Origin of the sequence: Bacillus sp. 220_BSPC (assembly GCF_001054655.1) — a bacterium.
GTDB lineage: Bacteria > Bacillota > Bacilli > Bacillales > DSM-1321 > Peribacillus > Peribacillus frigoritolerans.
The window spans coordinates 18,367-31,075 of the sequence record NZ_JVPL01000206.1; the positions used below are offsets into that span (position 1 = coordinate 18,367).

Here is a 12,709-nt window from a genome sequence, read left to right on the forward strand (position 1 = left end):
AGAATGGTAAAATGTTTGGTATCTTACTGTTGAAGGATGTTTAAATCATGAAAAAAGCTTTTAAACTTGTGTTAACGTCATTGCCTTTTCTATATATGATTGCCGTTTGGATAATGTCGAGCAACCCCGATGATATGATTCTTGATCTTCCCTCATCCTCATTTGACCGATTTATCAAAGAGGCACTTCATCTGGTCGAATTTGCCCTTTTGTATATATTATTTGTTTCGGCACTTGCTGCACACCAAAAACTGAGACCTGGTTTAAGCCTGTTGGCTGCCCTTCTAGCTTGCCTTTATGGAGTGATTGATGAATACCATCAATCTTTCGTCCCGTACCGCTCCTCTAGCTTAATAGATGTCATTAAAGATATCATTGGAGTAGCTGCAGTTTATTTTCATGTCCAATATCATTATTTCAAGCGTAAACGGGGCTTTTTGACCTTGATAGAAAAATTAAACGAAAAGAAATGAGAGATGGGAATTCCCATCTCTCATTTTTTTGCCGTCATCGTATTCAGCCACTTACTTGAAGACTGGACTTTGACGCCTTTATAATAATATTTCACGATGTCCTCATAGGTTTTCCCTTCCCTGGCCATGCCGTTAGCACCGTATTGGCTCATTCCAACTCCGTGTCCAGATCCTTTTGTCGTGATCACAATCTGGTTGCCTTGACGCTCCCAGTCAAAATCGGAAGATGTCAGCCCGAGCTTCTCACGAATCTGTTTTCCTGTCATTTTCTTTCCTCCGATATCCACTACACCTACGCGATTACCTGATGTTCTTTCAATGACAGTTCCTATGGATGCTCCCGAAGAAAGACTTACACCCAATTTATTTTCAAAATCTGCAGTGTCGACTACTACTTTATTATAAAACTTTGGTGATTCTTCTTTATCCCATGGACTGGATACACTTTTTAAATAGGGAAATTCAGCTTGCCAATAGTCCTCGGAATTCTCCGTATAGCCATTGCTTGTCGAAAAAAAAGTGGCAGTAATCGGTTTTCCTTCATAGGTTAAGATTTGACCCGCCGTTTCTTTTATGGCCTTGTTAATTTTTTGCATTTTCCATTTATAATCAGAGCCCCACTGTTTTTTCAGCTCATCATTATTCTTATAAACTTGGTGCATGACCGTATCGCTTACATCGGCACCATCCGGCAAGCCTAATCGACTTTCGCTTATGAGCTGATTGACAATATAGGTTCTCGCCGTCAACGCTTGTGCTTTCAGCGCTTCTTCTTCAAAATCTGCTGGCATTTCAGCTGCAACCACACCACTCAAGTACGATTCAATCGGCAGTTTTTCAATCTTTTTTGCAGATGTGCGGTAAACGGCAACTTCTACGGAACTCATTTCATTTGCTGCTACCTCTTTGCCCTCATTCTTGCCTTTACTTTCCAATTGCTCGGTCAACTGCCCACTTGTCTTATCATTTGAAAATGGAAGCACAAGCACTGCCGGAATCATGATAATTACGAATGCTACTGCTATGAATAGTACGACCATCGGTTTGATTGCTTTCAAATTCCTGAGCCTCCCTACACTTGTTTTCTCTGCCGTATAATCGTATCCAGCAGGTATCTTTACATAACAAATGTATGTCGAAGGACAAGCATTTATGAATAGAAAAACGACAACTATTTAACTGTCGACCAAGAATCCGGAACATGATAAAAAAAACCATTCACGGTTCGGAGACTCGAACGTGAATGGTTTTATAAGCTACTTATGCGTTTAAATCTGCAATTTTTTTTGTTTCAGCAGGCACATCTTCGTTAATACGTTCCACATCAGCACCTAGAGATGCCAATTTACCATGGAAATTCACGTAACCTCTGTCAAGATGCTTCAATTCTGTAACACGTGTAATGCCATCTGCAACCAATCCAGTCAGGATGAGCGCTGCCGCGGCACGTAAATCTGTTGCAGCTACTTCAGCACCTTGAATGTTAGTTGGACCATTAACGATAACGGAACGGCCTTCTATTTTTATATTGGCATTCATGCGACGGAATTCTTCAACATGCATGAAACGGTTTTCGAAAACGGTCTCCGTAATCATACTTGTTCCTTCAGCACGCAGTAATAATGCCATCATTTGCGATTGCATATCAGTCGGGAAACCAGGATGCGGCATTGTTTTGATGTCAATGGCCTTCAAGGTTTTTGGACCGATAACGCGTAATCCATCTTCTTCTTCAAGAATTTTAACGCCCATTTCCTCCATTTTAGCAATAAGGGAAGTAAGGTGTTCAGGTACAGCTCCTTGAACAAGAACATTGCCGCCAGTAAGAGCGGCCGCTGTCATGAATGTACCAGCTTCGATACGGTCAGGTATAATCGTATGTTCAGTGCCATATAATTTATCGACACCTTCGATTCTCATCGTACCAGTACCGGCACCTCTGACTTTGGCACCCATTTTATTAAGGAGATTCGCAAGATCTACAATTTCAGGCTCTTTGGCCACATTTTCAAGAATCGTAATACCTTCAGCAAGCGTAGCAGCCATCATGATGTTTTCGGTGGCACCAACACTTGGGAAGTCAAGATACACTCTTGCACCCTTAAGTCTGCCTTCTACCTCGGCATCAATGAAACCATTGCCGACCTTCACTTTTGCTCCCATCGCTTCAAAGCCCTTTAAATGCTGGTCGATAGGACGTGATCCGATGGCACAGCCACCAGGAAGAGCAACGCGGGCCCGGCCATTCCTTGCCAGTAATGAGCCCATCACTAAAACGGAAGCTCTCATTTTACGTACATATTCAAATGGTGCTTCTTCTAATAACTCTCTTGATGCATCTACAGTTACTTGATTGTCATGAAAGGCAACATCTGCATTTAAGTTGCGCAATACTTCATTGATTGTATATACATCGGAGAGCGTAGGAACATCTTTAATGATACTTTTCCCATCACTTGCTAATAATGTTGCAGCGATAACTGGCAAAACGGCGTTTTTAGCACCTTCTACTTTAACTGTCCCGCTAAGCCTTTTTCCGCCGCGGACGATGATTTTTTCCAAAAGTATTCCCCTCCGCGTCCATTTTCTCTATATTAATATTCAAACGTTATGATTGGTGTGCCAACTACAAAGTTCGTTCGGTCACCCAATCCTTCTGTCCGTAGCCCAAACTGCAAATTTAATTTTTCTTTTGTCAAAGGTTGTTTAAACAAAGTTGAATGTGCAGATATAGATGTAAAGTTTGTTTCGTGCACACTCTCAATTTCCCTTGCTTGGAACATATCTAACAGGTCTTCAGTTTTAGAGTTTAAAACCGAATCCATATTATCATTGATAGACCCTTTAATACAAGAAAAAATTGAAGGAGTTCCTATAAATAGGTCATTCACCCTGTTTTGGAACGTAGCGGTAAAAAAGGCATTATTGGCTTTCTTCCACTTTTTCCCCTTCACTTCGTAAATAACATAGGTAACTTTATCAAATTTCTCTTCCGTTGTCATTATTTTGATAGACTCGGTCAGACCTGAATCGACATTGTAAGTTAACGCCTCAGCCTTCCAGCCGGAAGCATCATCTTTCCGGTGCCATTGAAATTGAGGGTATTTTCGTTTTAAAGCTGTAACTTCGCTTTCAAACTCTTGTTTAGTTGTAATCTCTTTATTTATTTCTCTAGTGAGTACAGACCAATCCCCTATGTCTAAATCTTTATCTTCCTGTAACAGTCCCACCATTTTAACTATATCTGGTTTACTTTCTGCCACAATCGTACTATTCCCAATTAAAATCACCATCAAACCGAGAAATACTATGTATGTTAACATTTTTTTATTTAAAAAATACATGTTAAATCCCTCCCCTTTTACACATTCTTTCCATAAGGAGAGAGATCATACTTCGATTTTTCCGACAATTGGTGACACCTTCCCCTTAAACTTGAAGGAAGCAATAGCGAATGCAAGAGTAGAATCATATTTTGCTATAAGAAAAGTCTTACAGCATATCAGTCATTACTAAACATATACGGAAGTTGGTTTGCAAATCCCAGGTAGTCGAGGAAGAAATTACTTACAACTGAACCGATGGCAACCGTTAATAAAATATATAATACCCTGGCCTTGATGACCGAATTGGATCTTAACATTTTATCAAAATGTAATGCCTGTAAAGCCCACCAGGTAACTGCGATGAAAAACAAGTGTGCAATTATTCCTGTTAAAGCCTGCTGTCCCATTGCTGAAAACATGTACATACCTCCTAAAAGACACCCGAATTCTATTCTAACACAAAACCCCTTCATATTTGGAATTAAAAAGGAAGAATTGCAAAATATCTTTTTAAAACTGTAAATAGAGGCTTGATCCAATGGAACAAGCCTCTGATACAGGCATTATATCATTTACTCGAAATAAAGTCTGTAAAATCACCAAATTGATCATGAATAAAATCAAAGGCAATATTTGGCGCCACCCCGAAAAGTATGGTGCCTATTACGCATATGATCAACACGGCGTAAAGACCCGGACGGATTTTAATGACCTTCTCTGAATGAATCGGTCGGAAAAAGACCTGCACCAATAATCCGAAATAATACACATAGGACACAATGGTACCTGCAATCATGATTCCCGCAAGGACGAAATGTCCAGGCTCCGTTATGAATGTCCCAAGAAAAATATTGAGCTTGCCTATGAAACCTGTCGTCCCGGGAATTCCAGCAAGCGACAGGATGAATACGGTGAAAGCCATGGCAAGATACGGGGATTTCCTCCCCAGTCCTGCAAGAATGCTGATATCTTCGGACCCACTTTGACTGGAAAGCAGCTGAATGACTGCAAATACACCGATATTCATTAATACATAAGCCATTAGGTAAAACCAGACAGTATCCAGGAGGAAATATCCCCCGCCCAATGTTGCCACCGCCACAAGCAGGTAACCCGCATGGGCGATGCTTGAATAGGCAAACATTCGTTTTAAATTTTGCTGCCTTAACGCAACCACATTTCCAATGATGATCGTCAGCCCCGCCAATGAAGCTATATAAATATTATTTTTATCCAAAAAATCGAGCGCCCCGAACGTATCACCGGAAGCTGTTAGGAACAACGAAAGAAAAAGGCGCAGGATGATGACGAAACCCGCCATTTTCGAAATTACGCTCAAGAAGGCTGCGACCGGTGTCGGTGCCCCTTCATAGACATCCGGCGCCCACATATGAAACGGTGCGGCAGCTATCTTGAAGGATACACCGACAAATACCATGAAGAAAGCGAGCCCCATGATGTATTGCAGCTGCCCGTCCGTCATCGCAGCCATCGTCCTGCTCATTTCGCCTAGATTGACGGAACCGGTCACTCCATATAAATAGCTCATCCCGAATAAAGTGATTGCTGTGGAAATGCCTCCGTTTATCACATACTTCATGGACGCTTCGTTGGACTTCCGATCATGCTTGCGCATTCCGACTAATATATAAGATGAAAGTGAAAGAAGTTCCAGTCCAACGAACAGCGTGATCAAATCACCGCTTGAGGACATGACCATCGCTCCAAGCAAAGCGGTCAGGAACAGATAATAAAATTCCCCCCGGTGCTCCCGCAGCCCCTCTTTCGGTTCATATCCTTCAGCCAGAAGGATGATCAGGGCCGCTCCGAATAAGAGTAGCAGCTTAAAAGCTTTTGCAAATGAATCTAAACGAAACGTATCGGATAAGATACTGACTGTCTCAAAGGATAGCAGGCTAATCAGTGACAAACATGCCAAAATGATTCCGGTTAGCGCGAGCCATGCCAGTATTCTCCGATTAAAGTGCTTCGGCCAGAATAAATCCAGTATCGAAAGAATCATGGTCGTTCCAAGAATGATGAATTCAGGCATCATCGCTCCCCAATCATAAGAAAGCATCGTGTTCCAATCCATCCTTCATCGCCCCCCTAGAGCAAGCATCATGGCTTCAATCGTTCCTTGAAGAGGCCCGCCTAACAAATTTGGGTATACCCCAACAGATATTATCAAACTGAGAAGAACCAACGCCGGAAAAAACTCCCAGCCCCTTATGTCCCATTTCTCTTTTTCTTTCAAGCTATCATTTTTCCCGAAAGTCATAAGCATGACCGCCCTCAGTACATAAACAGCGGTTAATACCAGCCCGATCACCCCTATTGCCGCAAGCATCGGCTGACTCTTGAATAAGCCAAGAAATACCATGAATTCACTGATGAAGCCGGACATGCCAGGCAAACCGAGTGAAGCCATTCCGCAAGCTAACATAAACCCTGAAAAAATCGGCATCGACTTGGCCAGCCCTCCAAGCTTAGGAAGCATCGTGGTTCCTGTACGTTCATACAACACTCCCACCAAGAAAAACAACAAAGCAGCAATTAGCCCGTGTGAGATGACTTGAAAAATAGCTCCCTGAATGCCCGCTTCATTCAAGGCTCCCAGCCCCATCATGACGATACCCATATGCGAGATTGATGAGTAGGCTAAAACAAGCTTGAAATCCGTTTGTACCAATGCCAGAAAAGCACCATATAAAAAACTGAGGACCCCAAATAGGACAATGGTAAAGGCCAAGCTTTTATATTGTTCAGGAAATATCCCCATTCCAAACCGGATGATTCCGTACGCCCCAATTTTCAATAAGACACCGGCATGTATCATGACTATGGATGGGGGTGCTTCTGCATGGACCCGCACCATCCAGCTATGAAAGGGAAAGACCGGCAGCTTTATCGCAAATGCCACGAGAAATGCAAGACATAAACCATATTTCATCGAACCGGATATGGGTGCAAAAAGCGAAACGCCGCCCATTGTCATCATCTGTGTCAATGCTGCAATGTTGGTCGTACCTGTCCTGGCAAACAAAATCAAAATGGCCACCAATAAAACAGCCGAACCAATGCCATTATAGATCAGAAAACTATAAGAAGCTTTCTCCCTCTCCAGAAAGCCCCATCTGCCAATTAAAAAGAAAGCAGAAATCAAAGTCATTTCGAAAAAGATGAAAAAAAGGATCAAATTTTCTGCCGTGAAGACACCGAGCATTCCCATCTCCAGGATCAAAAATAATAAATAATACCCTTTCCATTCTTTTTTTATATAAATGGATGCGATTGCGGCCAGTGATGAAATGATTGTTGTCAGTAATATGAAGATGAGACTTAAGCCATCCAGCCCCAACTCAAAATCAACCGTGAAGAGCTTGGGATCATACATCTCCAAATTTCCAAACCTGATCCAATTCAACTTAATGTCAAATATGGATAGGGCCACATCCGAATAATATTGGCTGCAAAGAAAGAATGATAGGAAAAGGGGAGGCAGTGTTCCGAAAAAACCAAATTGTTTAATCGTCCTTTCCTCTTTTTTCGGCATGAGGGCAACCATCACGATGCCCAGCAGCGGTGAAAACACTAAAAGCGAGAGCAAATAGACATTCATCTTAGATACCCCCCAGTTACTGCAAAAATCACCAACAGTACCGCAAGTCCCAGAAAGGCTATCATGCCATATTGCTGTACCTGTCCCGTTTGCAGTTTAGACCCTATTTTCCCCAATCCTTCTATTGAACTTGTTACAGTGGAAACAAGGCCACCGACAATGAACCTTTCAATATAAGATAGGAATATACTAAAGCCTTTGATTGCATAGCCTGCAGTAAAATGATAAATCTCATCAATGTAATACTTATTTTCCAAAATCCTATATACCTCGGAGTTTTCTTTGACAAGCCATTCCCGAGATAACTTCTTTTTAACGTATATCATATAAGCAAGGTAAATCCCGGCCAGCGACACAAGCACGGCCATCAACATTATCCAAACGGGCCCCTCACTATGGCTGGCGCCTAGAAGAGCTTCATTTCCCTCCACAAGCCACTCCCCAAGAAAAGTTCCAAACCACGGTGTTTGGATATACCCACCGATTACAGCAAGCAAAGCCAATGCAAGCATGGGAATTAGCATGATGAAAGGTGATTCCTTGACCTGTTCTGCTTGACTGCGTGAATCGCCTGCAAACATCATGAAAAACAGCCGGAACATATAAAACGCAGTTAAAAAGGAGGTAACCACCGCTAGACCAAACAATATATAACTACCATTCTCCCAAGCTGCCATTAGAATTTCATCTTTACTGAAAAAGCCCGAGAGCAACGGAAACCCCGATATCGCCAACGTGCCAGTCAAGAACAGCGGACCGGTCCAATTCAACTTACGCCATAAGCTGCCCATTTTTTCCATATCCTGTGTATGTATAGCGTGAATAACACTGCCTGCTGCCAAAAACAGCAAAGCTTTAAAAAAGGCATGGGTCATTAAATGAAACACCCCGGCCACATATCCCGAAGTACCCAAAGCAAGCATCATAAAACCAAGCTGAGAGATGGTCGAATAGGCCAATACACGCTTAACATCCTTTTGCACTATGGCAATGCTTGCGGCAAATATGGCTGTAATCCCACCTGTTATGGCCACTACCTGCATCGCAGCAGAACTAGCCATGAATAACGGAAACATGGCCGCCACCAGATATACCCCTGCAGCAACCATGGTTGCTGCGTGTATCAATGCGGAAACCGGAGTCGGGCCTTCCATTGCATCCGGAAGCCATGTGTGAAGTGGAAATTGTCCAGACTTCCCAACCGCACCGATAAAAATCAAAATAGCGATTAATGTCAGTTTTTCACTTGATATCACGCCCGACTGAACGGCTTTAAAGATCTCGCCATATTCAAAGCTGCCTGTTTCCCAGAATAGAAGAATGATGCCGATTAATAGCCCTACATCCCCAATCCTGGTCATGATGAATGCCTTCTTCGCCGCAGCCTTAGCTTCCAATTTATAAAAGTAAAAACCAATGAGCAGGAAAGACCCCACCCCGACCAATTCCCAGAAGATATAAAGTTGTAATAAATTGGGTGCCATGACTAGTCCAAGCATGGCAAAGGTGAAGAAGCCCAGATAAGCATAAAAAATGGAGAATCGCACTTCACCCTTCATATACCCCTTCGAATATATCTGGACAAGCAGGCTGACAAGGGAAACGACCACAAGCATCAAGGCATTGAGCTGATTGATTTCGAATCCAGCTGAAAGTTGCGTCCCTCCGAAGGAAAGCCAATCTATCGATATATTATAAGTAGGTTCTTTAAATCGCTCGATCAGGACAAGCAACGATAAAACGAACGAAGCCACTGTACATATTATTCCTATAAAAGCCCCTCGTTCCCGCAACCGCCCGCCTGATAGAAGCAGAACCAGAAACGTGACGAGTGGAAAGATCGGTATGAGCCATGCGTGCTCCATCATCGTATCAAATCCCCTTCTTCAATTATATAAACCTTCAATTCTTCATCATTTCCATTTCATCGACATTGACCGTCTTACGATTGCGATAAAGGGACATTAGTATGGCCAGCCCTACAGCCGCCTCGGCTGCAGCGATCGTAATCGTGAATAAGGAAAAAACTTGACCCGTTATGGATGGCGTTACCCCGAATTTACTGAAGGCCACTAAATTGATATTTGCAGCGTTCAGCATCAGCTCGATTGAAATCAAAACAATGACCGCATTTCTTTTCGTCAAGGCACCATACAGCCCTATACAAAACAAAACGAGTGCCAATACAAGGTAAGCCGACAAAGGGACTCCCGTCATGATCGATCTCCCTCCTCATCATCTTTTTTAGCCAATACGATGGCACCGACTAAAGCAACAAGCAGGAGTACCGACATCACTTCAAATGGAATTACATATTTTGAAAAAAGTTCGATTCCTATTTGCTTTGTATTTTCCTCATGCAACGCCGTTGGCTGTACAGGTATATCCAGATTATAAATCCCAAGATACACCGCTACGGCAAATCCTGCAATCGCTGCCAGCAAGGAGAAATTCCCCCAGCCCCCTTTAGCCGGTGCATCATTTTCCTGGTGTTTTGTCAGCATAATCCCGAATAGCATCACGATCGTAATTGCCCCTGAATAAATAAGGATTTGGACAATGGCGACAAACTCTGCCGAAAGCAACATATAAATGCCTGCAATGCCCAAGAAAGTAAAAACAAGTGCGATAACCATGTGCACCACTTTTGTTAAGGTAATCAGCAACACCCCGCCAACTATCGCGACAAGTGCCAAACCAATAAAGGCAATTAATTCACCCGACAAACTCATACTTTATTCACCTTCCGGATATTTTCATCATTTTCATCCAGCCACTCCAGGTTTTTAAATAGATGATCACGGCTATACTCGGCCAGCTCGAATTGATTCGTCATCACGATCGCTTCTGTAGGGCAGACCTCCGTACATAAATCACATAAAATGCAAATCTCGAAATTGATGTCATACGTATCGATGATTTTCCCTTTTTTCGACGGGTCCGGATGTTTCTTACCAGTTAATTGAATACAATCCGTTGGACAAATCGTCACGCATTGATTGCATACTATACACTTTTCAGGATAGAATTTTTGGATTCCGCGAAATCGGTCAGGGAGCGGAAGCGGCTCATTCGGGTAGTCATAGGTCACTTTTTTCCTCGTCAAGTTCTTTAATGTATAGGTTAAACCTTTTGCTAAACCAAGCATATAAATCCCTCGCTTTCCGACCAGCTTAAGTTTCTAAAAAAGGTTAAGCAATTCTTTTATTAGTGCCGTCAAAAATATATTTGCCAATGCAACCGGGAGCAGCACTTTCCATCCGAATTCCATCAATTGATCAGCCCTTATACGAGGAAAGGTTACACGGATCCAGACCAATATATAGAATACGGCACTGAACTTCAGACCAAACCAGATGGCCGCCGGAATAAAATCCAAAAACGGAATAGAATTCCATCCCCCTAAAAATAATACAGTGGTTAGCGTTGCCATTGCAAACATATACACATATTCGGATAACATAAAGAAGGCCCAGCGAAATCCAGAGTATTCAACATGATAGCCTGCAACAAGTTCGGATTCCGCTTCCGGAAGGTCAAAAGGAACCCTGTTCAACTCGGCAACCGATGCAATGAAAAACACGATGAACGCAACCGGCTGAAGAAAAATGAACCAAACCTTTTCCTGGGCTGCAACTATATCATTCAAGTTTAAACTGCCTGTTATGAGGACGATGCCCACTAGCGACATCACCAAAGGGATCTCATAAGATATCATTTGCGCGGCTGCCCTCATTCCGCCAATCAAAGAATACTTATTATTGGATGCCCAACCTGCAGTGACGATGCCGATGGTAGATATGCCGGAAATCGCCATATAATAAAGCAGTCCGACACCTATATCAGCAAATTGGAAGGCATCGGTGAACGGCAAGGTGGCAAGGACCATGAAAGCGGGAGCAAAAGCAATTACCGGAGCTAAAATATATAACGGCTTATCAGCTTTCTTGGGTATCGTATCTTCCTTGATCAGAAGTTTCAAAACATCAGCAACGGTCTGCAAGAGACCCCATTTCCCTCCAATTTGGTTTGGGCCGACACGCATCTGCATGAATCCCATGATTTTACGCTCTGAAAGGATTCCATAGGTTACAAACCCTAATACGACAAACAGGAGCAGGACTGCCAAACCAAAAAAAATGCCAAAATTCAGTAGGCTTGGAGCGGAGTGGAGAAGATCCTTGATCATTTATCCATCCACCTCCCCTAACACGATATCGATTGCACCTAAAATCGTTATCAAGTTCGCCATATTTTCCCCCTCCAATAATTTCGGAAGAATTTGCAGATTATAAAACGAAGGTCTGCGAAATTTCAAGCGGTATGGCTCCTTTTTCCCTTCACTCGCGATATAACAGCCTATTTCCCCTCTTGGTGATTCAATTCGGACAAATGCCTCACCCTTAGGAACCTTTATTATTTTAGGGACCTTAGCAAGGACCGGCCCTTCTGGAAATTGCTCAACCGCCTGCTCGATGATTTTCAGTGACTCTTCGATTTCTTCCATTCTACAATGATAGCGTGAAAAGGCATCACCCTCTTCCCTTGTAGGAACATCGAATGTGAACCTGTCATAAATGGAATATGGTTCATTTTTCCGTAAATCCCACTTCACACCTGTACACCTTAAGTTGGCACCGCTAAGCGAATACTGCAAGGCTTCTTCCTTCGTATAGATGCCCACCCCTTTAACCCGATTAACAAAGATTTCATTCCCTGTCACAAGCTCATGGTAACCGGCAAGCTGCTCCCTCATATAAGGGACAAACTCGGCAACCTTCGCAATCCAGTCTTCAGGAGCATCCCATTTCACACCTCCGACACGCATATAATTGAATGTTAGGCGTGCCCCTGACAATTCAGTCAATAAATTAACGATCATTTCACGTTCTCGGAATGCGTAAAGGAAAGGACTCGTCGCACCTATATCCAGCAAGTATGTACCCCACCAGACGAGGTGGCTTGCAACTCTGCCCAATTCCATTGCGATGACCCGCAAATATTCTGCCCTTTCAGGGATCTCCACCCCCATCATCGTCTCAACAGCATGGCAAAGCACATAATTATTTGTCATTGCCGCCAGATAATCGAGCCGGTCGGTATATGGGATTATTTGTGTATATTGCAGATTTTCCGCTAGTTTTTCCGTACCGCGATGCAGATACCCAATGACAGGTGTAGCCTCTTTGATAATCTCACCGTCAATCTTGATGACAAGCCGAAAAACACCATGTGTACTCGGATGCTGCGGCCCGACATTGAGAAGCATTTCTTCCGTCCTTAACATA

13 protein-coding genes are annotated in these 12,709 nt (G+C 43.0%); 1 reads left to right on the forward strand and 12 read right to left on the reverse strand.

What is annotated here, in order from left to right; translation table 11 throughout:
- Positions 1–47 precede the first annotated feature (47 nt).
- Positions 48–473 (forward strand): VanZ family protein, encoded by a 426-nt coding sequence (locus ADA55_RS16320; protein WP_048685818.1) that lies wholly within the window; start codon positions 48–50, stop codon positions 471–473.
- Positions 474–493: 20 nt separating this feature from the next.
- Here ADA55_RS16320 and spoIID read toward each other — a convergent pair whose 3' ends face one another.
- The 12 genes from spoIID to ADA55_RS16380 form a co-directional block, all read right to left on the reverse strand.
- Entirely contained in the window at positions 494–1,531 is a 1,038-nt protein-coding gene (gene spoIID, locus ADA55_RS16325; RefSeq protein ID WP_226990485.1) for a stage II sporulation protein D, read from the reverse strand.
- 202 nt (positions 1,532–1,733) lie between these two features.
- A complete protein-coding gene (murA, locus tag ADA55_RS16330) occupies positions 1,734–3,035 on the reverse strand; it encodes a UDP-N-acetylglucosamine 1-carboxyvinyltransferase (RefSeq protein WP_034315774.1) in 1,302 nt (433 codons plus the stop codon).
- 32 nt (positions 3,036–3,067) lie between these two features.
- On the reverse strand, positions 3,068–3,817 hold the full coding sequence (locus ADA55_RS16335) for a YwmB family TATA-box binding protein (protein WP_048685820.1): 750 nt from the start codon (positions 3,815–3,817) through the stop codon (positions 3,068–3,070).
- A 158-nt stretch (positions 3,818–3,975) separates the two neighbouring features.
- A complete protein-coding gene (locus tag ADA55_RS16340; protein WP_034315776.1) occupies positions 3,976–4,218 on the reverse strand; it encodes a DUF1146 family protein in 243 nt (80 codons plus the stop codon).
- Positions 4,219–4,367: 149 nt separating this feature from the next.
- Positions 4,368–5,894, reverse strand: coding sequence for an NADH-quinone oxidoreductase subunit NuoN (nuoN, locus tag ADA55_RS16345; RefSeq protein ID WP_048685822.1), 1,527 nt, complete (start codon positions 5,892–5,894; stop codon positions 4,368–4,370).
- A gap of 3 nt (positions 5,895–5,897) precedes the next feature.
- Positions 5,898–7,421 (reverse strand): complex I subunit 4 family protein, encoded by a 1,524-nt coding sequence (locus ADA55_RS16350; RefSeq protein WP_048685823.1) that lies wholly within the window; start codon positions 7,419–7,421, stop codon positions 5,898–5,900.
- Positions 7,418–9,289, reverse strand: a complete 1,872-nt coding sequence (gene nuoL, locus ADA55_RS16355) for an NADH-quinone oxidoreductase subunit L (RefSeq protein WP_048685824.1) — start codon at positions 9,287–9,289, stop codon at positions 7,418–7,420. Before nuoL ends, ADA55_RS16350 begins: the two co-directional genes overlap by 4 nt.
- A 34-nt stretch (positions 9,290–9,323) precedes the next feature.
- Complete coding sequence (gene nuoK / locus ADA55_RS16360; RefSeq protein WP_034315785.1) at positions 9,324–9,638, reverse strand: NADH-quinone oxidoreductase subunit NuoK; 315 nt, start codon at positions 9,636–9,638, stop codon at positions 9,324–9,326.
- Complete coding sequence (locus tag ADA55_RS16365) at positions 9,635–10,153, reverse strand: NADH-quinone oxidoreductase subunit J (RefSeq protein WP_048685826.1); 519 nt, start codon at positions 10,151–10,153, stop codon at positions 9,635–9,637. Before ADA55_RS16365 ends, nuoK begins: the two co-directional genes overlap by 4 nt.
- Complete coding sequence (gene nuoI / locus ADA55_RS16370) at positions 10,150–10,569, reverse strand: NADH-quinone oxidoreductase subunit NuoI (protein WP_048685828.1); 420 nt, start codon at positions 10,567–10,569, stop codon at positions 10,150–10,152. The genes ADA55_RS16365 and nuoI overlap by 4 nt, the downstream gene beginning before the upstream one ends.
- 33 nt (positions 10,570–10,602) lie before the next feature.
- Positions 10,603–11,610, reverse strand: coding sequence for an NADH-quinone oxidoreductase subunit NuoH (gene nuoH / locus ADA55_RS16375; RefSeq protein WP_048685830.1), 1,008 nt, complete (start codon positions 11,608–11,610; stop codon positions 10,603–10,605).
- A complete protein-coding gene (locus tag ADA55_RS16380) occupies positions 11,611–12,708 on the reverse strand; it encodes an NADH-quinone oxidoreductase subunit D (RefSeq protein WP_048685832.1) in 1,098 nt (365 codons plus the stop codon). It abuts the gene before it with no gap.
- Between the last annotated feature and the right edge of the window lies 1 nt (position 12,709).